18 protein-coding genes and 1 tRNA gene are annotated in these 19,719 nt (G+C 59.2%); 16 read left to right on the forward strand and 3 right to left on the reverse strand.

Translation table 11 applies throughout. The features are described 5' to 3' along the window. Together cydB and AC5RK6_RS08295 are read right to left on the reverse strand one after the other, a co-directional pair. Complete coding sequence (cydB, locus tag AC5RK6_RS08290) at nucleotides 1–1,128, reverse strand: cytochrome d ubiquinol oxidase subunit II (RefSeq protein WP_416341403.1); 1,128 nt, start codon at nucleotides 1,126–1,128, stop codon at nucleotides 1–3. A gap of 9 nt (nucleotides 1,129–1,137) precedes the next feature. Beyond that, nucleotides 1,138–2,643: a cytochrome ubiquinol oxidase subunit I gene (locus AC5RK6_RS08295; protein ID WP_435731001.1), complete on the reverse strand. Its 1,506-nt coding sequence runs from the start codon at nucleotides 2,641–2,643 to the stop codon at nucleotides 1,138–1,140. 496 nt (nucleotides 2,644–3,139) lie between these two features. On the opposite strand from AC5RK6_RS08295, the gene AC5RK6_RS08300 reads away from it, so the two are divergent. The 6 genes from AC5RK6_RS08300 (at nucleotide 3,140) to AC5RK6_RS08325 (ending at nucleotide 10,703) form a co-directional block, all read left to right on the forward strand. After that, nucleotides 3,140–5,557, forward strand: a complete 2,418-nt coding sequence (locus tag AC5RK6_RS08300; RefSeq protein ID WP_435731002.1) for an Rne/Rng family ribonuclease — start codon at nucleotides 3,140–3,142, stop codon at nucleotides 5,555–5,557. A gap of 190 nt (nucleotides 5,558–5,747) precedes the next feature. After that, nucleotides 5,748–6,053: a 50S ribosomal protein L21 gene (gene rplU, locus AC5RK6_RS08305; protein WP_016442902.1), complete on the forward strand. Its 306-nt coding sequence runs from the start codon at nucleotides 5,748–5,750 to the stop codon at nucleotides 6,051–6,053. A 48-nt stretch (nucleotides 6,054–6,101) separates the two neighbouring features. Then, the gene (gene rpmA, locus AC5RK6_RS08310; protein ID WP_016442901.1) at nucleotides 6,102–6,356 is read left to right on the forward strand and encodes a 50S ribosomal protein L27; all 255 of its coding nucleotides are present in this window, start codon (nucleotides 6,102–6,104) and stop codon (nucleotides 6,354–6,356) included. A gap of 182 nt (nucleotides 6,357–6,538) precedes the next feature. After that, nucleotides 6,539–8,074: a GTPase ObgE gene (gene obgE / locus AC5RK6_RS08315; RefSeq protein ID WP_435731003.1), complete on the forward strand. Its 1,536-nt coding sequence runs from the start codon at nucleotides 6,539–6,541 to the stop codon at nucleotides 8,072–8,074. 45 nt (nucleotides 8,075–8,119) lie between these two features. After that, nucleotides 8,120–9,232, forward strand: a complete 1,113-nt coding sequence (gene proB / locus AC5RK6_RS08320; RefSeq protein WP_320757071.1) for a glutamate 5-kinase — start codon at nucleotides 8,120–8,122, stop codon at nucleotides 9,230–9,232. A 577-nt stretch (nucleotides 9,233–9,809) separates the two neighbouring features. Then, a complete protein-coding gene (locus AC5RK6_RS08325) occupies nucleotides 9,810–10,703 on the forward strand; it encodes a hypothetical protein (protein ID WP_320757070.1) in 894 nt (297 codons plus the stop codon). A 110-nt stretch (nucleotides 10,704–10,813) separates the two neighbouring features. On the opposite strand, the gene trxA is transcribed toward AC5RK6_RS08325, so the two are convergent. Beyond that, the gene (trxA, locus tag AC5RK6_RS08330; protein WP_320757069.1) at nucleotides 10,814–11,197 is read right to left on the reverse strand and encodes a thioredoxin; all 384 of its coding nucleotides are present in this window, start codon (nucleotides 11,195–11,197) and stop codon (nucleotides 10,814–10,816) included. 174 nt (nucleotides 11,198–11,371) lie between these two features. Here trxA and AC5RK6_RS08335 point away from each other — a divergent pair, with 174 nt between their 5' ends. The 10 genes from AC5RK6_RS08335 (at nucleotide 11,372) to AC5RK6_RS08380 (ending at nucleotide 19,564) form a co-directional block, all read left to right on the forward strand. Further along, entirely contained in the window at nucleotides 11,372–12,634 is a 1,263-nt protein-coding gene (locus AC5RK6_RS08335; RefSeq protein ID WP_435730887.1) for a glutamate-5-semialdehyde dehydrogenase, read from the forward strand. Continuing rightward, nucleotides 12,624–13,313 (forward strand): nicotinate-nucleotide adenylyltransferase, encoded by a 690-nt coding sequence (gene nadD, locus AC5RK6_RS08340; protein ID WP_435730888.1) that lies wholly within the window; start codon nucleotides 12,624–12,626, stop codon nucleotides 13,311–13,313. The genes AC5RK6_RS08335 and nadD overlap by 11 nt, the downstream gene beginning before the upstream one ends. Then, nucleotides 13,310–14,092, forward strand: a complete 783-nt coding sequence (locus AC5RK6_RS08345) for a hypothetical protein (RefSeq protein WP_435730889.1) — start codon at nucleotides 13,310–13,312, stop codon at nucleotides 14,090–14,092. The genes nadD and AC5RK6_RS08345 overlap by 4 nt, the downstream gene beginning before the upstream one ends. Further along, nucleotides 14,089–14,559: a ribosome silencing factor gene (rsfS, locus tag AC5RK6_RS08350; protein WP_435730891.1), complete on the forward strand. Its 471-nt coding sequence runs from the start codon at nucleotides 14,089–14,091 to the stop codon at nucleotides 14,557–14,559. The genes AC5RK6_RS08345 and rsfS overlap by 4 nt, the downstream gene beginning before the upstream one ends. Beyond that, the gene (locus AC5RK6_RS08355; RefSeq protein ID WP_435730892.1) at nucleotides 14,556–15,215 is read left to right on the forward strand and encodes a histidine phosphatase family protein; all 660 of its coding nucleotides are present in this window, start codon (nucleotides 14,556–14,558) and stop codon (nucleotides 15,213–15,215) included. Before rsfS ends, AC5RK6_RS08355 begins: the two co-directional genes overlap by 4 nt. 91 nt (nucleotides 15,216–15,306) lie before the next feature. Further along, nucleotides 15,307–15,382 (forward strand) — tRNA-Ala (locus AC5RK6_RS08360). A gap of 93 nt (nucleotides 15,383–15,475) precedes the next feature. Further along, on the forward strand, nucleotides 15,476–16,435 hold the full coding sequence (locus AC5RK6_RS08365; protein ID WP_435730894.1) for a hypothetical protein: 960 nt from the start codon (nucleotides 15,476–15,478) through the stop codon (nucleotides 16,433–16,435). Continuing rightward, a complete protein-coding gene (locus AC5RK6_RS08370) occupies nucleotides 16,432–17,283 on the forward strand; it encodes an HAD family hydrolase (RefSeq protein WP_435730896.1) in 852 nt (283 codons plus the stop codon). Before AC5RK6_RS08365 ends, AC5RK6_RS08370 begins: the two co-directional genes overlap by 4 nt. Before the next feature lie 76 nt (nucleotides 17,284–17,359). Further along, complete coding sequence (locus AC5RK6_RS08375; RefSeq protein ID WP_435730898.1) at nucleotides 17,360–18,709, forward strand: NAD(P)/FAD-dependent oxidoreductase; 1,350 nt, start codon at nucleotides 17,360–17,362, stop codon at nucleotides 18,707–18,709. A 351-nt stretch (nucleotides 18,710–19,060) separates the two neighbouring features. After that, entirely contained in the window at nucleotides 19,061–19,564 is a 504-nt protein-coding gene (locus AC5RK6_RS08380) for a DUF4282 domain-containing protein (RefSeq protein ID WP_435730900.1), read from the forward strand. Nucleotides 19,565–19,719 lie beyond the last annotated feature (155 nt).

A 19,719-nucleotide genomic window follows, 5' to 3' on the forward strand; every position in this document is an offset into this window, starting at 1 on the left:
TTAGCGAATCTCGAACTCGCGGATCTTCTTCGGTTCCAATCCCACGGGTTCCTCGGGAATTTGCCCAGCGTCAATGCGCCGGCGGAACACGGAGTATGCCCACACCGTGTAACCGAGGACGATCGGAACGAAAATAAGTGCCGCAATGGTCATGATGGTTTGCGTCGGCGCAGTAGCCGAAGCCTGCGCGATCGTGAGGGAGTATGCCTCGTTGATCGACGACTTCATGACATAGGGAACCATCATCGCGAAGATGGTGGACACCGCTGCGGCAATAGCCGCGAAGTGCAACCCAAACGCGAGAATCTCCCGGTTAGCCCAGGTGGCGGCCACGGTCGCGATGAGGAGCACCGCGCAGATAGCCAGCGGGATAATCGCCAGAACTTGCGAGCTGTACACGAAGTAGGCCCACAGAGCCCAGACCGCGGTAATCGCGGTGGAGATCACGGTGGTGCGCTTAGCCAAGTTAATGGAACGCAATTGGAGTTCACCGGCTGTCTTAATCGAGAGCCACAGCGCTCCGTGGCTGAAGAAGAGCGAGAGGGTGACCAAACCGCCCAGGATGGTGAAAGGCGTGAGCAGTGAGAAGAACCCGCCGGTCAGGTAGTGATGGTTATCCGCAAGCGCTTCCCAGGTAACAGCATCGGGTGCCACGGCCACGAACTCACCGGAGGAGTAGTTGCCCACTTCGATTTTCATCCCGGCCACGAGGTTGGCAAAAGCCACCCCGAAGAGGATCGATACAATCCACGACACGATGCAGTGCAGGGTGTCCCAGGTATTACGCCAGCGCTCGGTGCGGATCATCTTGCGCCATTCCAGAGCGCAGATTCGGATAATAAGGCAGACGAGCACAAGGACGAGCGCAATGTACATGCCCGAGAACATAGTGGCGTACCATTCCGGGAACGCCGCGAAAGTGGCACCACCCGCGGTGAGCAGCCATACTTCGTTGCCATCCCAGTGGGGGCCGATCGAGTTGATCATCGCGCGACGTTCGCGTTCGTTACGAGCAAACGTCTTGAGGAACATCCCAACGCCGTAGCCGAAGCCCTCCAGAGCGAGGAAACCAATCCACAGGACCGCTACGAGGATGAACCACAGTGTCATCAAAAATGTTTGTTCCATGAGGTCCTCCTAGTAAACGAAATTCGGGGTAGATTTCGCATCGTATTCGACGACCTTCTTGTGGGTATTGATACCCTCGCGCAGGTAGCGGCCCAGAAGCCAGATCCACACTACGCCGAGTGCCGAGTAGAGCACCGTGAAGGTGGTCAGGGAGAAAGCGACGCTGCCACCGTTGACGGAGTGGGATACACCCAGATCCGTCATGAGGAGGACACCGTCGATTTGGGTTGGGTACACGATCCACGGCTGGCGGCCGATTTCGGTAAGGATCCACCCCGCGGAATTCGCCACGAATTGCAGTGGAATCATCCACAGCCAGAACTTGCCCCAGCTTTCCGAGCGCATAATGCGATCCCCGCGCAGCACCCACAGGCCAAGAACAGCAATGAGTAGATCGAGCATCCCAACACCGACCATGACGCGGAAGGAATAGTAGGAAGCCAAAACATTCGGAGTGACCTGCTGGTTCTCGAACGCGGTATCGAACTTCTCCACGAGCTCAGCGTTGACATTCTCCATCTGGTGAATGCGGTCACGCACGCGCTCATTGGCTTCGCTGATGGATTCTAGGCGCGATTCGGGACCGGACCAGTGGTTGGTCATCATGAAGGATTCCAGGCCGGGAATCGGAACGTAGATGGAGGTAGCATCCTCGCAGCTATTGCCCCACATGACAAGGGAAAGCTTGGCGTTTTCTTCACCTTGGCACACGCCCATCATGGCCGCGGCCTTGGGAGGCTGGATCACGCCGAGGTGCTGACCCATGTAGTGGCCGGACAGGGCGGCAATAATCGCGGCGACCAGAGTGACCTTGAGACCAATTTTAGCGGTGGGTTTCCAGTATTCGCGCGCTTCGACTTCGTTGCCGGAGAGGCGAATAGAGCGGGCCATCCACCAGAAGGCGAAGCCTGCTACCAGAACGCCGGCCAGCGTGAATGCGGCGCCCATGGCATGGAGGAAGGTGAGCACCCAGGTGGTATTGGCGAAAAGGCTGATGAAGCCTCCCATGCCGTCCAGTTCCGCACGCCCGGTTTCAGGGTTGAAGACCGCGCCGTGCGGATCCTGCATGAAGGAGTTCGCAGCCAAAATCCACGCGGAGGAAACTACGGTACCCACAGCGAAAAGCCAGATGGTCAGGTTGTGGACCTTGGGGGAGAGGCGGCCCTTGCCGAAGATCCACAATCCGAGGAACGTGGACTCCAGGAAGAATGCCAGGAGGGCCTCGAAAGCGAGCGGGGCACCGAAGATGTCACCGACGAAACGCGAGTACTCCGACCAGTTCAAGCCGAACTGGAATTCCTGCACGATACCGGTGGCAACGCCGAGCGCGAAGTTAATGAGCAGGATCTTGCCGAAGAAATCGGTGATCCGCTGCCACTTCGGATCGCCCGTTTTGCGGGCCTTAGTTTGCATGTACGCCACGATGACAGACAGGCCAATGGTCAGGGGCACCTGAAGCCAGTGGTAGACGGTTGTAATACCGAACTGCCATCGCGCAAGGGTGATCGGATCCACCTTTTCACCTTTCCGATGTGTAACACGTGTGATCGCGCGTGGATCGCCGCGGTGGTCCCGTAGCGGCGCGATCATTTTTTCACCCTCGATCCTACTCACCCGCGCGGCAATAAGAGGTATCGAACACGAGGGACTTTTGTCCGGCCCGGTACTCATGTGCCATCTGGCACATAGGTTAGCGACACCTCTCAAAAAATAGGGACGAAAGTCCCGGGATGGCTTCTGTGGTGGTGATCGTAGGTTCCGGTCGCTAGCTGGCCTTGCGGAGTTTTCGGGAAGCTCCCAGCGCCAGCCTAGGTCTCCTCATGTAGAATCGGTATCAGTGTACCGGGTGCTACCGTATCGCCCCGGGGGTTCGAGGCAATGAAGAACTTGGCCGGCAGATGATGAGCGCCGGATATGCCCTCGAACGTGGATATGCTTGCGCGGCATCGGCCGCAATGGTGACAGGCCCGCATGGGATACGGGGTGCGCGCCTGTCGGGAAGTGTAGACGAATGGCGAAAGAAGCCACCGCGTCGGAGCATGGCACCGTGAGTGCGGCTGCGGCAAGTCCGTTTTTTATTCCGGTACCCGAAGAAGAGGCGGTGGAGATCCCGCGCTTCCGTATTAATACGGATCTTCCACTCTTCCAGGAACCCGATGCTGCCAATGCTATCCGGGTAACCTACCTCATTGATGACGATTCCTCCGCTGGTGCAGATTCCGATTCTGGCGATATGTCACCATCCCGGCGCACGCGGCGGCGCGAACGTGGCGAGCATGATTCTTCCGCCCGCGCGCCTCGAAGTTTCCAGAACGACGCCGCCGCCCCTGAAGAAAGCAACCACGAGGAAACGGATGATGCTTCGGTAGCGCCCACCCGTAGGCGTCGTCGTAGCCTTTCTTCCGATGACGAGGTGGCAGCTCCCAAGGGCTCCACTCGCCTGGCTGCCAAGCGGGCTCGGCGCCGCGAGAATCGCGAGGGATCGGCCCGTCGGCGCGGATCCATCACCGAAGTGGAATACCTGGCGCGGCGCGAATCCGTTAAACGCGACATGATTGTGCGGGAACGCGACGGTCTCAACCAGATCGCGGTGCTCGAAGATGATGTGCTCGTAGAGCACTACGTGGCGCGGCACACCCAGATTTCCATGGTCGGCAATGTGTACCTGGGGCGGGTGCAAAATGTGCTGCCCTCGATGGAAGCCGCTTTTGTTGATATCGGTAAGGGACGCAACGCGGTTCTTTATGCTGGCGAAGTGGATTGGAAGGCCGCCGGGGTTACCGGCAAGAACCGCCGGATTGAGCAGGCGCTCAAGTCCGGAGATACCGTGCTCGTGCAGGTCACCAAGGATCCTATCGGCCATAAGGGTGCGCGGCTGACCAGCCAGGTCACCCTCGCCGGGCGCCATCTGGTACTTGTTCCCGGTGGGGATATGACCGGTATTTCGCGTAAGCTTCCCGATTCGGAACGCTCGCGTCTCAAGAAGCTTCTCAAAGAAATTGTGCCGGAAGATCACGGCGTCATTGTGCGCACCGCCGCCGAAGGTGCTACCGCGGAGCAGCTCAAGAATGACGTGGAACGCCTGACGAAGAGCTGGAAAGAAATTCAGCGTAAGGCCAAGGCGGCGAAAACCGCACCGCAGGTTCTCAAGAGCGAACCGGAACTGGCTGTGCGAGTTGTACGCGATATCTTTAACGAAGATTTCGATTCCCTGCGCGTGCAGGGTGAGGATGCCTGGGAGACGATCTCCACCTACGTGGAAGAACTATCTCCCGAACTCATGGACCGGGTGAGCCGCTGGGATGATTCCCGCGATATTTTCGAGGCCTACCGGGTGGAAGAACAGCTCGCCAAGGCTTTCGACCGCAAGGTGTGGCTGCCCTCGGGGGGCACTCTTGTTATTGATCGCACCGAAGCCATGACGGTAGTGGATGTTAATACCGGGAAGTTCACCGGATCGGGCGGTTCGCTGGAAGAAACGGTAACCCGTAATAATTTGGAAGCGGCCGAAGAAATCGTGCGGCAATTGCGGCTGCGCGATATCGGCGGCATCGTGGTTATTGACTTTATCGATATGGTTCTGGAGTCCAACCGCGACCTTGTGTTGCGTCGGCTTATCGAGTGCCTCGGGCGGGATCGTACCCGTCACCAGGTGGCGGAAGTGACCTCCCTGGGGCTGGTGCAGATGACCCGTAAACGCGTGGGGCAGGGCCTCGTGGAGGCTTTCTCGACCGTCTGCGAAGCCTGCGAAGGGCGGGGCTACATCATTCACGACCACCCGGTGGAGGAAAACGAAGAATCCCACGCGCCCCGCAAGCGTAAGAATCGGCGGGAGGCTTCGGCACCGCAGCGTGAGGCGGCTGTCCAGATGATGAATTCCATCGCCGCTGCCGGCCATGCTGATGCCCAGCAGAAAGATAGCCAGGAGAAAGATTCCGCGAAGCCGGATAAACGGGATAATCAGGACAAGTCGGAGAAATCGGGTAAGCCCGCTGAATCTGGGAAGTCCGTGAATTCACAGAAGCCAGAAAAAGCTGAGAAGCTGGAAAAACCTGAGAAGCAGCCCGCGACGCGCCGTCGTCGGAGCTCACGTACCGCGACGGCGGTCGTGGATACTCCGGGCGCTGATTCCAAGAATGCCGCAGTGACGGGGACCGCGGGTGCCGGAACTAGCACCGCAAGCGCGGGGAGCGTGCGGAAGGTGGGTATGGTCGTTTCTTCCGGTGTGGTGAGCCCCGCGCACGCGGCCGTTTCTCCTAGCTCCCACGCAAAGACGGTGTCGCCGTCGTCCGCTATCCATACCGGATCGCGCGAGCCGGCGAACGGTGCTCGCAGTGGCACTAAACGCCGCGCCGTGGTCTCCTCGGGTCCCATCTCTACCGGAAACGGGGCGGGGGTTCTGAGCTTCCCGGCGAATTCCCGAGGCTAGTTCGGAGTGGGAACGGCGCTGCGACCGGGAGGTACGTGGCGCATCCCATAGCTACACAGCCGGTCTCATGCGCTGTCTCACTTGTAAGAAAGCGGGTCGACGCAGTAAAGTAGATGGTCGGTGCTTAGGCACTCAGTCGTTTAAGTGCGCTGTCCAGCGCGAAAAGTAGCCGTAATCAACAGGAGCAAACGTGGTGTACGCGATCGTCAAGGCCGGGGGCCGTCAGGAAAAGGTTTCTGTCGGAACCGTCGTGGTTGTTGACAGGATGGAAGGTGAAGTCGGCGATACCGTCGAACTCGAACCCATCATGCTCGTTGACGGGGATAAGATCACCACGGCTGCCGATGGCATTTCGGCGAAGGTTACCGCGGAAATTGTGCGCGATGAAAAGGGACCGAAGATCTCCATCATCAAGTTCAAGAACAAGACGGGTTACCGGAAGCGCCAGGGGCATCGTCAGCCCCTGACCCGCCTCAAGGTCACCGGCATCCAATAGGATCTGCCGCGTCAGCAGCTAGTTTTGAGATAGTAAGAAGGTAGACAGATGGCACATAAGAAGGGCGCCTCTTCCTCGCGCAATGGGCGCGACTCCAATGCCCAGCGCCTCGGGGTGAAGCGGTACGGTGGTCAGGTTGTATCCGCCGGTGAAATTCTCGTTCGCCAGCGTGGCACGAAGTTCCATCCGGGCAATAACGTCGGGCGCGGCAAGGATGACACCCTGTTCGCTACCGCAGCCGGGACGGTCCAGTTCGGTACCCGTCGCGACCGCAAGGTCGTTGACGTCGTGACCCAGGCTTAAGGTGGAGCGGCCGAAGCGCCGCACGCACCTATGATGAGGGGTGGGGGATTTGAACCTCCACCCCCTCATTCGTTAACGCGGACTCGGTGCGCGAGCATCGGCTACGCAGACGTTCATCTATTCGTGGCGGTCACGCCGCCGCAATGACGCCTCAGCACTACAGAAAAAAGGGGAGGGCATACGTGGCCTCGTTCGTCGATAAGGTGACCTTGCACCTGCGCGCCGGCAACGGTGGAAATGGATGCGTTTCGGTGCGCCGGGAGAAGTATAAGCCTCTCGGGGGACCCGACGGCGCCAATGGCGGCCACGGGGGCTCCATCATTTTTGAAGTGGATTCCCAAGAATCCACTCTCATGGACTACCACCACACCCCGCATCGAAGCGCGGAAAACGGCCAACCCGGCGCCGGTGATAACCAGCGCGGCAAGAACGGTGCGGATCTGGTGCTCAAGGTGCCGGCTGGAACGGTCGTGAAGAACAGCGAAGGTGATGTGCTCGCGGATCTTGTGAGCCCCGGGGATTCTTTCGAGGTAGCACGCGGTGGCGTGGGTGGGCTCGGAAATGCCGCCCTGGCTTCCCCGCGCCGCAAGGCACCCGGCTTCGCCCTACTCGGGGAAGCTGGCGAGGAACTTGATGTTGTTCTCGAATTGAAATCGGTGGCTGATGTGGCACTGGTGGGATTCCCCTCCGCAGGGAAATCCTCCCTTATCGCGGCTATGTCTGCCGCCCGCCCGAAAATCGCCGATTATCCGTTCACCACTCTCGTTCCGAACCTCGGCGTGGTGACCGCCGGGGAGGAACGCTACACCATTGCCGACGTTCCCGGTCTCATCCCCGGGGCCTCGGAAGGGCGCGGGCTCGGTCTGGAATTTTTACGCCATATTGAGCGCTGCGCGGTGATCGCCCACGTCATCGATTGCGCCACACTGGAACCGGGGCGGGACCCGCTCACGGACCTGGATACCCTGGAACACGAACTGGCTCGGTACGCGGCGAATATCCCGCCCACCGAGGGTCAACTTCCTCTCACCGAACGCCCGCGGGTGGTGATTCTCAATAAAATCGATGTCCCGGATGCGCGGGAACTCGCGGAATTTGTGACCCCGGAACTGCGTGAACGCGGCTTGGAAGTTTTCGCTGTCTCCACCGCCAGCCACGAAGGTCTGCGTGAGCTCTCCTTCTACTTGGCGCGGGTGGTGCGCGAAGAAAAGGCGAATCGCGAGGTTGCCGAACCGGTGCGCCCGGTGCTGCACCTGACGCGGGAACGCGATGATCGTTTCACCATCGTCAAGCGGCGTGACGGTATGCAGGAATTCTGGAATGTGCGTGGACGCCAGCCCGAACGCTGGGTGGGGCAAACCGACTTCGCCAATGATGAGGCGGTTGGATACCTCGGTGAGCGCCTCCATCGTCTGGGTATCGAAGATGAACTGGCCCGTCTGGGTGCGGTGCCGGGCGATATGGTGGTTATCGGCCCGCCGCAGACCGGTTTCGTTTTCGATTGGGAACCGACCGTTGCCGCCGTCGCCGAAATTTACGGTCCGCGCGGGCGTGATATCCGGGTGGAAGCCGAACGTTCCCGCCCCACCAGGCGTGAAAAGCGCGCCGATTTTTACGAGCGTATGGATGCCAAAGAAGAAGCCCGGCAGGAATTGCGTTCCGAACGGGAGGCCGGCATATGGACGGACCCGCAGGCAGAGACTCCGGAAGGGGACTAAACTAGCCTGCGGTGTCCCGAACCATCAGATAAGAAAGAGTGACTCGTGTCCGGTACCTCATCCGCCCCGCTGACCCGGCGTGACTGCCTTGAGAAATCCAGTCGAATAGTCATCAAAGTGGGTTCGTCCTCTTTGACCGGGCCGGACGGTGCCCTGCACCAGGATACCCTCGATCTTCTTGTTAATACCATCGCGGAGGTGCACTCCCGCGGGGTGGATGTAGTGCTGGTGTCCTCCGGTGCGGTAGCGGCCGGTATTGGACCGCTCAAGCTGGGCCGTCCGCGCTCCCTGCGGGAAAAGCAGGCCGCGGCCATGGTGGGCCAGTCCCGCCTCATGGCCGCCTACGAGGAGCGTTTCGAAGCTCATGACATTAGCGTGGGCCAGGTACTCCTCACCGCCTCTGATGTCACGAATCGGCGCCACTACGCTAATGCGCTCACGGCCATGCGGACGCTTTTGCGTTTGCGGGTGGTTCCGATTGTTAATGAAAACGACGCCGTTGCCACTGACGAATTGCGCTTCGGTGATAATGATCGGTTGGCCGCGCTCACCGCTCACCTTGTGGGTGCCGGCACCCTTATTTTACTCACCGACGTGGACGGCCTATATACCAAGCCCCCCAGTGAAGCGGGCGCCACCCGCATAGCTGAGGTGGCCAGCGAGGAAGACCTGGCGGGACTGCGGATTACCGGGCGTGGCTCCGCCGTGGGAACCGGGGGTATGCGCACTAAAGTGGCGGCGGCTGAATTGGCCACCTCGGGCGGCGTCGGTGTGATTCTTACCCATGTCGATAATGTGCAGCGGGCCGTGGCCGGGGAGAATGTGGGAACCTGGTTCGTGCCGAGTAAGCGGCATGTGTCCGCGCGCGGGCGCTGGATGGAATTCGCGGCACGCGCCCGCGGTCGGGTGACCTTGGACGACGGCGCGGTCGCGGCGGTCACGAGCAATCACGCATCTTTACTCCCGGTGGGAGTCATCGGAGTTTCGGGTCGCTTCGCGGCCGGGGATATCGTGGAACTGTGCGATGGGCACGGAGAAGTTATCGCCCGGGGTTTGAGCGCTTACAGCGTGGAAGAACTTATTGAGCTGGTGGGCAGCACCGGGGCACGCGGCAAAAAGCCGGTGGTGCATGCCAATGACATCGTGCTGCTGGGCTAACCGGTCGCGCCACTGGGATCGCCCGTCCCCAGTTGCGGGCGCAGCGCCTTTGGCCTATGCCGGTCCAGCGTGCTTCAATGAGTTCTCCATGGCGAAGGCTTCGGCCTGAGTAAATCTGTGTTACGTCTTACTTTACGGACCTGTAACTACGGGAAAGGTGCATAATTTTCCACTAGGTGCACGGCTTGGGATTCTTATTCTCCCAGTTCATAGCGCTGCAACCCGAGGATTTAGCGAAGCATTACACTACTGTGGTTGAATAGTAATCATGATAAATGAATAGTGACATGCGCAAAAAACCCTCGTGTTTGTCTTGCCTCTTGGACAATAAAGATCTAGCGTTATCGCAAGTGCTTATATAGCACCCTCGCAATCGCTCGGAACATCCGAGCCGACGAAGAACGGAGAATTCGATGTCGCAGTTTGTCACGCTCCAGGGCCTCACCTCCAGCATGTGCGCGGACTATCGAATTACCATGGCGCATTGGCGCCGCTGGCATCACCACTTTATGAGCGCGCGCCTTCTTGCGCCTGCCAGTGCCCCCTCTGCCCGTCTTCGTCCTGATAGTGAGTACTAATGACCATCCAATTGACCACCCTGTGCACAACCACGAATGAGGAAGTTTTAAGAGAAACATTTTTAGGAGTCGATCTCTCGGCGCTCGGCGGCGGTGAGAATCCTTGCGGCGACGGCGCAACTGCGCGCCCAGCCCACGGGGCTTCCATCGCGCACCTGGCCTCCTGCGCGGACGCGGCGTGGAAAGGTGGACTTGATTTCGTCCAGTTCTCCGGGGAATTCGTGCTTCCCGGCGCCCGCGTTGCCTCCGCTATGGAAACGGCAAGCCGCTTAGGTCCGCGCGCCCGTGGTGATATCGCGGTGGAAGTACCCGCCACGGCCCAGGCGTTGCGGGAAGCAGTGGCGAGAACCCAGCAGGACACCAGCGATACCCCGGCCCTGGTGAGTTTGCCGATCACCCCGGCTACCGACCTCGTGGCCCTGCGCAGTGACGTGGAAAATGCTATTGCGGCCGGGGTACGCCTCATGCCGCATGTGTGTGCCGAAGATGTTCCGAATCTGAATCTGCGCGCGATCTGCGGTATTTCCCCGATGATGCGCCTGTCCGCGCCCGATGCGCACCGTGCCCGCGAGGCCCGTTTTGCTCTGCGTACGGCGGCGGAAGAATACGATACTGACCTGCAGGTCCTCCTCGATATGACCGTTATTATTTCAGCTACCCGTACGGCTGCCCGCGAACGCCTCTTCCTGGTTCAGGCCCTGGGCGGTCCGGACTTCTCCCGCAGTGCCCACGTGGTGGGAACAGTCTACGATGTTGCGGATACCACCGAGTCCTGGCTAGGCATGGGGGCGGCGGATGGCATTATTTACCGCCCCACCTCCATTCGCACCGATTTAGCTTCGCTGGTGCGCGGAGTTCTTCCGGTGCTTTTCGGACGGGCAGAGATTTCCTAATCTTTCCCGGGAGTAAGGCCGCTTTACGAATACAGTGAGGGGCGAACTGGAATTGACCAGTTCGCCCCTCACGCGCATGGCGCCTCCTGGATGGCGCAGCAGGCTAGCGCTTACTCAGCCTTCTTCGCGGAATCCTCGGCTTCGTGAGCGGCAAGACGAGCGCGAATCTCATCCATATCCAGCTCCTTGACCTGGCCGATGAGATCCTCGAGCGGGCCGGCCGGCAGTGCCCCGGCCTGCTCAAAGACGCGAATGCCATCACGGAAAGCCATAATGGTCGGAATCGCCTGAATCTGGAAATGCGCGGCGAGCTCCGGGCTATCCTCGGTGCTCACCTTTCCGAAGGTGATATCGGGGTGCTTTTCGGATGCCTTTTCGTAAATCGGGCCAAAAGCACGGCACGGACCGCACCAGCTGGCCCAGAAGTCCAAGAGGACGATGCCTTCATGCACGGTATCGTTGAAGTTCTCAGCGGTGACAGTAACGGTTGCCATGGTTCTCCTCGAGTTTAGTGGAAATCTCGCTACTTACAACGCGGGGGCGGGCAGTGCTATTCCCATGAGATTGCCCGAATATATACGGGTGGCGGCATCATGCATATACCGAGAAGGAAAGCATCCGCTGTTCCTATTCGGTAACGGGAGCCTTTCTGGCCTAAAGTAGAGGCTATGACCGCAACGTTAACCGAGGGCGTGGCTGAAGTAGCCCGCCGCGCGCGCCAGGCGGCGCGTTCTTTGCGCGGGGCGCAAACCACGTCAAAAAATGAGGCCCTCCGCCGTATCGCCGCAATTTTGCGCAGCGAAACCGCACGTATTGTGGAGGCCAATGCGCAGGATGTGGCCCGGGAAAAAAGCCGGCTTTCCGCGGGAATGATCGATCGCCTTCTCCTGAATGCGGAACGTATTGAGGGGATTGCCCAGGCGGTAGAACACGTGGTGGGCTTGGCCGACCCGGTGGGCGAAGTGGTCCGCGGTTCGCGCTTAGCTAACGGGATGCGTTTGCGGCAAGTGCGGGTGCCCATGGGCGTGATCGGGATGATTTATGAGGCCCGGCCCAATGTCACGGTGGATGCCGCCACCCTGGCCCTCAAAGCCGGATCCGCGGTGATCTTGCGCGGGGGGAGCGCCGCCATCCGCACCAACGAAGTGCTGGTCGAACTCATGCGTCAAGCGGTAACGGAGGCCGGTTTCCCGCCCGATTGCGTGCAGACTATCGATGCTTTCGGGCGTGAAGGCGCCGTCGAACTGATGAAATTGCGCGGCCTGGTGGACCTTGTTATTCCGCGCGGGGGCGCCGGTCTTATCCAAACGGTCGTGCGCGAATCCCTGGTCCCCGTGATCGAAACCGGGGTGGGCAATAATCACGTGTACGTAGATGCCAGCGCGGATGTGGAGCGGGCTAGCGCCGTCGTCGTTAATTCCAAAACGCATCGGCCGAGCGTGTGTAATGCGGCCGAAACGCTTCTTGTCCACGCGGATATCGCACCGCAATTTGTGCCGCGGATTTTGCGTGAGCTTCACGAACGCGGCGTGAGGCTGCATTGCGATGCGGCCGCGCAGAATTTTGCGGGGGATATTCCCACGCAGGCCGCAACGGAAGAAGATTGGGAAAAGGAATATTTGGCTCTGGAGATGGCCGTGGCGGTGGTGCCTGATATTGAGGCGGCGCTCGCGCATATTGCCCGCTATTCGAGCGGTCATACCGAAGCTATTGTGGCTGAGAATCAGCGTGCCATTAATCGGTTCACCTCCGAGGTTGATTGCGCCGCGGTCATGGTGAATGCTTCGACGCGGTTCACGGACGGCGGCGAATTTGGGCTGGGCGCGGAAATTGGTATTTCTACCCAAAAATTGCATGCGCGTGGACCCATGGGGTTGGAAGAAATGACCACGACCACGTGGATTGCAGAGGGCGAGGGGCATGTCCGATAAAGACGAACCGGTGCAAATTCCTTTCGACGAACGTAAGCACCGGCGTCGGCGGATCGGGGTCATGGGCGGAACTTTCGACCCGATTCACCACGGTCACCTGGTGGCAGCCTCGGAAGTGCAGCATCGTTTCGGGCTGGACGAGGTAGTTTTTGTGCCCACCGGCCGCCCCGCTTTCAAGCAGGGGCAGCACGTGAGCCCGGCCGAACACCGTTATCTCATGGCAGTTATTGCCACCGCATCGAATACCCGCTTCACGGTATCGCGGGTGGATATTGAGCGGCGCGGCCTGACCTACACCGTGGATACTCTGCGGGATTTACGTGAGGTCTACCCGGATGCGGATCTGTACTTCATTACCGGAGCGGATGTTATTCCGGAGATTTTGCGCTGGAAGAACGCCGAGGAACTGTGGGGGATGGCGCGTTTTATCGGGGTCACGCGCCCCGGGCATACGATTGATGTATCCGCGTTGCCCAAACATGCCGTGGAAATTGTGGAGGTTCCCGCTATGGCGATTTCTTCCACGGATGTGCGCGACCGGGTGAAAGCCCACGCGCCCATTTGGTATTTGGTGCCCGAAGGCGTGGTGCAGCACATTCGAAAATACAAACTTTATGCCCAGCGCGAGGCACCGGGTAAGCTTAATAAAGGACAGTCGTACCGAGAGGAGAAGAAATGAGCGAGGGCGGGCGGCGCCTCACACGCAGCGAGATGCGCGAGCGCGGACTCTTGAAACCTCTCGAAGAAGGCGAGGCTTCGCCGGTAGAAGAATTGCGGCGCACCCGGGATATTCCGGTGGTGCGGGCAACGCGGCGGCGGGCTATTCTTGCCGAGCGTGCCGAAGCTGTTGAGGCAGCTGGGGCGGCTGAGGAAGCTGAAGTAGCGGCGCCCGTGCTCTCAGGGGAGCGCATCTCCGTTTTCGACCGTTTCGAAGCTGATACTGAAGCCAGTATTGGCGAAGAAGAACACTCGCTTGTGCCGCCGTTCACGGCTTCGGCACCGGCTGCCGCGGCGGTTTCGGAACCCGCATTGGCTTCGGAACCGGCTCCGGTATCGGCTACCGAAGCGGAAGAGGCGGCGGAGTTTTCCGAAGGTGGTAGCCTACGCGAGCGTTTGCTCGCCCGTACCCAAAGCGATGCTTTGCGTGCCTCGGTTACGGAGCAGGAGCCGGCGCCGCCGGTAGCAGAAAACACCGGGAACGACGCCGCAGCGCCGTTCCCGCCCGCTTCCGTTCCCGCGGCGCAGCCGGATCCGCTCGCGCACGAATATGTGGACGAAGATGAACTCGAAGACGAATCCGCACCGCGCCGCTGGACGATGACCATGCTTCTGCTCATTGTTATTAGTGTGGTGCTCGGCCTGGTTATCGGGTTCTTCTTCCTCCAGCACGGCGCGCAGGCCGCGCCTGTTGATCTTGTGGCATCCAGTATTACCCCCGATATCAAGGAGATCTTGTGACAGCTTCGGACCGCGCGATAGAGCTCGCCCGTATTGGAGCCGCTGCTGCGGCAGAGGTGAAAGCAACATCGATTGAAGCTCTCGACGTTGGTGAGCGTTTCGGCATTTCCGATGTGTTCCTTATTATTTCCGGTGATTCGGAGCCGAAAGTGCGCGCCATCGTGGATCGCGTGGAGGAGAAACTTGACGACGCCGGTGGGCAGCGCTTGCGCCGCGAAGGCCTCACTTTCGACCCTCGCTGGGTGCTCCTGGATTACGGTGAACTGATCGTGCATATTCAGCGCGATGAGGATCGTGATGATTACGCCCTCGCGCGCTTGTGGGCTGATTGCCCGCACGTGGATCTCCAGCTTGATGATGAGGCTGTTATTACTGGCGTACAGGCACCCGCGGTGCCCGAGCCCGCCCCGGAACCTGAGAAATCCGGGGACTCTGAGGCGGCCGATGCCGCTGGGGTAGATGCATGATGGCAGATCGCATCCTGCTCTGGCGCCACGGCCAAACTGATTACAACCTGGCCTGGCGCATCCAGGGCTCCACGGATATCCCTCTCAATGCGGTAGGCCTGGGCCAGGCGCGTTACGTGGCTCCTTATATCGCCGCTGCCGGCCCGGCTCGTTTCGTGGCGTCCCCATTGCAGCGCGCCTATGCCACCGCTCTCGAGGCCGCCACGCTGGTAGGTCTCGAGGTGGCAACCGATGCGCGTTTAGAAGAACGCTGTTTCGGGCTCTTTGAAGGCCTGACCCGCACCGAGATCGCCGAACGCTACCCGCGCGAATTCGCGCAGTGGCGGGCCGGGGAGGAACCCGTAGGCGTCGGCGTGGAAACAAAGGAACAGGTGGGCGCGCGCGTGGCCGCGGCAATCACGGAAGCCAGCGAAGATATGGATGGCGGCCTGCTGGTTGTGACCGCGCATGGCGCGGCGATTACCTGTGGACTCGGGGTGCTCCTCGGGTGCGGGGCACAATGGCAGGGCCTGGGCGGTTTGGATAACTGCCACTGGGCCATGCTGCAGCGGCGTAAGAATACGAAACCGCAATGGCGCCTCACCGGCTTCAACCGTTTCCTCGCCGATGAGCACGATCCGGTGAAAAACTTTGAGGTGGAAGGGCCGGAAGGCTAAGCACTCACCTGCAAGAATGCGATGCTCGACACAAAATCTGATTCTGATTTGCCAAGCGTTTCTTCTCCGACTAAAGTTCTATAAGTCGCTTGGGGCTATGGCGCAGTTGGTAGCGCGCTTCCATGGCATGGAAGAGGTCAGGGGTTCGAATCCCCTTAGCTCCACCAAGTTTCATTAAACAAGGGTCGCCACAACCCCTCTAAGATTACTAGGTATCTTTCAGGATTGAATGAACTACTTGATAAGTTGAGGGTGATCACGTGTGGCGGTTGTTCAGTCAATGTAAAAAGTATCTTGATGCCTATGTCCGTCCCCGCCAAAAATTAACTGAGCTCGAGCAACGCATTGATTTACTTGAGACACTACTCTTGCCTAAAACCTACGTAACCGAGAAAAGCCATTATTTAGCCTTACGGGAAAATCGGCGCCTCCTCCTACGTTCGGGGCTTTCGGCTCCGGATATTGGTTGGTTGAAAGAATCTCTCCGAGAGCGGGGCCTGGAACTGCAACGTATGCACGAGGTGCGCGGATATGATGGCTTACTTGAATACATTGCGGTCTATATTGGAACTCGGGGTAACATGCTGAAACCTCTACTCTCCGCGATGCATAACTTGAATGCTTCTGACCGCAGTTTTGATCTTCATATCGAGCGCTTCGCGAGAATTCAACAGACCACCCTTACTCAGTTCTGTGCAGTTCTCTATAACTTGGGAGTGTTCGAAGCTTACAGCTACGACAACGAAGCAAAGTTAATAACGGTCAGCGTAGCCGCAGACGGCACTTACTACCAATTCTTCAACGGTGGATGGTTCGAAAGGTGGGTAGTTTTCCTTATCAGGGATGTTATTGCTGATATCCGCCAGACAACCGGGGCTCAGATACTTTCCTATCCCAATGTGGAGCTTCGTTTTCCGGATGGTACTATTCGTGAAATTGATTGCCTCATTCTTAGCGAATCGTCCATGTATTGGATTGAGTGTAAGAGCGGGGAGATCGATGCTGGAGTGAAAGCGCTTCGCGAGCTTATTAGTTCATATGGGATTGTCGGTTGTGAATTGCTCCTTATTCTGGGTTCCAACTCGTGGTACAAAGTGCAACGAGTCAGCGAAATGAGCGGGCTTCGTGTATTTGGAGAGCGTAAACTTCGAAAAAATCTGCGAGTTTTCCTAAGCGGGGAAGTAGCATCTTGTGAGACACACAGGGATAACGAAAAATGAAGATTCGCCATCAGCTGGGAGTATTGGACGCCTCCGGGCACATTACCTATCACGAACGCGAATTCGCCCGCCCCACGAATGTACTTTTCGATGTGGACGGCACCCTCACGGACGCCAGCTCGCGAGTGCTCCCGGAAAATATCGGCGTACTCCAGCAGCTTCACGCCGCCGGCATCCCGATTACCTTAGCAACCGGGCGAATCATTGCCGGGGCTGCCGATATCCTCACGGCGGCGGGCGTTCCCGGATGGGTGGTGGCCGAAGGTGGCTCCATCGTCTGGGATGGGCATGCCGTGGTGCGCCGCCACCCGCTCGGCGCCACCGCCTACGCGCGGGCTATCCGCTTCGCGGAGGAACACGGTCTTGGGATAGTCGTCAATGGAGAAGAGGGCGTCGTCGTACAAAGCTTCGGGGCGCCTTTGTTTGAGGACGTTATTCGCAACGCCTCCGCGGGGCGGGAACCGCTCCGCGGCGACGTCGCCGGCCTTGCGGCCGATACCATCACGAAACTTTCGTTCTCCGGAACCGAAACTCAACTGGACCGGCTCCGTGAACTCTGGCAGGAGGCGTTTCCCGGGGCGGTGCGCGGGCACGCGCATTTCGTTGATGTGGTGGCTCCGGGTGTGACCAAATGGGAAGGAATTGAACTGGCCTTGCGGGCGCGCGGGCTAAAACCGGCGCACACCCTAGGGGTGGGGGACTCCGCCAATGATATTCCCTGGATGCGCGAAATAGCGCAGAGCTTCGCAATGCCGCAGGCCAGTACTGAAACCAAGGCTGCCGCCCGGTGGATCCTCCCGGCGGGACCTGCTCCGGTTGCTGATCTGGTTGCTGCTATGCTGCGGTGATATTTGCTGAGGGTCACTATTATGCGCTCGCGCAAAGTATTGGAAAGTAGCTCATACATCCACTATGTTATGGGTTATGAGTCACAATATTAAAGGAAGTGCGTTACCGCATGTGGTCATCGTCGGAGGTGGCTTTGCTGGTATCCAAGCGGCACGTGGCCTCCGCCAGGCTCCCGTGCGGGTAACGCTCATTGATAAGAATCCGTACACTACGTTCAAGCCGCTGCTTTTCCAAGTGGCTTCGGGCGCGCTCAACGCGGGGGATATTACCTACAACCTGCGTGCACTACGCAGCAAGCAAAAGAATCTGCGTTTCGTACTCGGGGAACTCCAGCACGTGGATACGGATAACAAGATCATCGAGCTCGATGACGAGCGCACGATGGCTTATGACTACCTCGTCCTCGCCACCGGGGTGAGCGCTGCTTACTTTGGTATTCAGGGCGCCGCGGAACACACCTTGCCGATGTACACGCGCGATGAAGCGCTTGAGGTCCGCGACCGGCTCTACGGACTGCTGGACGGCATGGATGCCGTTGAGAATCCGGGGCCCTTCCGGGTGGTTGTGTGCGGGGCGGGTCCCACCGGAGTGGAAACCGCCGGCGCCATTGCCGAACTGCGTAATTTCGATTTTGAGACGCTTTACCCCAGTATTGATACCGAGCAATTTGAGATCATCCTCGTGGATATGGCACCCACGGTTCTCGGGCCTTTCGATGAGAAGAGCCGTAACGCCGCCCACCGTGCCCTTGAAGATCGCGGCGTGAAGGTGCTTCTCAACCAGGCTGTTTCCGCGGTGGAAGAGAACCGCATCCTGGTAAAGAACACCAAGACGGAAGAAGAACAGTGGATTGATGCTTCGCTGATCGTCTGGTCTTCCGGTGTGGGCGTTCCGCCCGAGGTCAAGGAATGGAGCGTGCCGCAAGGTGCGCGCGGGCGTATCCAGGTGAACGAAAACTTCCAGGTGGAAGGGGTAGACGGCGTTTTCGCTGCCGGTGACGTAGCCGTGAGCGGCGAACGCGGGCTCCCGCAGCTGGCCCAGCCGGCTATTCAGGGCGGACGGCATATCGCCAAGGTCATTGCCAATAATCTGGCGGGTAGGGAAACTGAACCTTTCGACTACTTCGACAAGGGCACGATGGCCACCGTGGGTGTTGGTTTCGCGGTCACCGAAATTCCGCACTTGCCGGCAATTACCGGTAAGTTCTCCTGGCTCATGTGGAATGCCTTGCATATCCAGCAGCTCCAATCCGGGCGGGAAATGTTCGCGGCTTTCGCCAACCTCGCCTCGAAGTACTTCCTCTTCCCCAAGCGCCATGATGTCATCGTGGGCGATATCCATCGCTTCTCGCGGCGGGCGCGCCACGGGACCGTGAGTGCCTCCCCGAAGCTGGATGCTGAAGAGCTCGAGAAAGCTGAAGTGTAACGTGCCGGTGGCACTGCCAGTGGTGGTGCCATCCTGAACCGGAACACAGCGGGCCGAGAGATAGCTACATCAAGATTTTTCTGTCGTAACCTCATGCCATCATTCAGGTATGAATGAGATACTGCCAGAAGATGTCCGGGTAGCCCTATCCCTCGGCCCGCCGCCAGGTCCCGTGCTGGATCTGTCTTATTCGCGGTGGCCGCTTCGGATAGCTACCCTTAGTTGGTACCTACCCGCTTCCGGCGGGTGGTGAAATGAGTACGCGCGTTTCCACTTTCTTGGTATTTTAAGTGTGAAGTGCCTCGGGTCATGATCCCGTCGTGGCCGTCGCTCGTTACGGAAGGAATACTCATGAGCGAACAGAATAACCAGTTCCCTGATAATAACCCCGGTTATGGTCAGCAGAGCGCCCAGCCGGAACAGCAGTCCTACCAGCAGGGTTTTGATCAGCAGAATCAGCAAACCCAGCAGAATCAGGCGCAGGGCCAGGGCTATATCCCCGCCCCGCAGCAGGGCCAGTGGGCTCCTTCGGCGTACTCAGCTCCGGGATACGGCTACCCGCCCCAGCCTCAGCAGCCGCACAACCCTTCCGGCTTTGCGGCGCTGTTCTCCACCAGCTTCTCCACCCGCGTAGCGCGTTCCATCGCGCCAATCATCATGATTCTCGCCTTTATCGTGGCCGGCTGCCACGTGCTTGTCTCGCTTTTCGCCATGATTAGCGTTTTCGGTGAATATACGCCCGCCACGGTCGCGCTTGCCGGAGTCCTCAGCTTCCTCCTCAGCCTCGTGGTTGCTCTCCTTATTATTGGCGGTGCCCGGTTACTCTGCGAGGCAGCCATTAAAGACGAACAGTAGGCAGGACTAGCGCTCCGGGGCCGGGGTATGGGCTCCTCACCAGCCAGATACCCTGCCGTTCCCAACCCACCAGCGGGCTGATACATCGCAATGTATCAGCCCGCTGCGTCGTCGTAAGAACGCGTGGCTACCCTGTTACAGGGGCTGGGTGACCT

Source organism: Actinotignum sp. usb-actsch-213 (assembly GCF_059085665.1).

Excerpts from the sequence above, each read along its gene's own strand:
- cydB (WP_416341403.1), bottom strand. The coding sequence starts at position 1,128 with ATGGAACAAACATTTTTGATGACACTGTGGTTCATCCTCGTAGCGGTC.
- AC5RK6_RS08300 (WP_435731002.1), top strand. The coding sequence starts at position 3,140 with ATGGCGAAAGAAGCCACCGCGTCGGAGCATGGCACCGTGAGTGCGGCT.
- rpmA (WP_016442901.1), top strand. The coding sequence starts at position 6,102 with ATGGCACATAAGAAGGGCGCCTCTTCCTCGCGCAATGGGCGCGACTCC.
- AC5RK6_RS08325 (WP_320757070.1), top strand. The coding sequence starts at position 9,810 with ATGACCATCCAATTGACCACCCTGTGCACAACCACGAATGAGGAAGTT.
- trxA (WP_320757069.1), bottom strand. The coding sequence starts at position 11,197 with ATGGCAACCGTTACTGTCACCGCTGAGAACTTCAACGATACCGTGCAT.
- AC5RK6_RS08335 (WP_435730887.1), top strand. The coding sequence starts at position 11,372 with ATGACCGCAACGTTAACCGAGGGCGTGGCTGAAGTAGCCCGCCGCGCG.
- nadD (WP_435730888.1), top strand. The coding sequence starts at position 12,624 with ATGTCCGATAAAGACGAACCGGTGCAAATTCCTTTCGACGAACGTAAG.
- AC5RK6_RS08345 (WP_435730889.1), top strand. The coding sequence starts at position 13,310 with ATGAGCGAGGGCGGGCGGCGCCTCACACGCAGCGAGATGCGCGAGCGC.
- AC5RK6_RS08355 (WP_435730892.1), top strand. The coding sequence starts at position 14,556 with ATGATGGCAGATCGCATCCTGCTCTGGCGCCACGGCCAAACTGATTAC.
- AC5RK6_RS08370 (WP_435730896.1), top strand. The coding sequence starts at position 16,432 with ATGAAGATTCGCCATCAGCTGGGAGTATTGGACGCCTCCGGGCACATT.
- AC5RK6_RS08375 (WP_435730898.1), top strand. The coding sequence starts at position 17,360 with ATGAGTCACAATATTAAAGGAAGTGCGTTACCGCATGTGGTCATCGTC.
- AC5RK6_RS08380 (WP_435730900.1), top strand. The coding sequence starts at position 19,061 with ATGAGCGAACAGAATAACCAGTTCCCTGATAATAACCCCGGTTATGGT.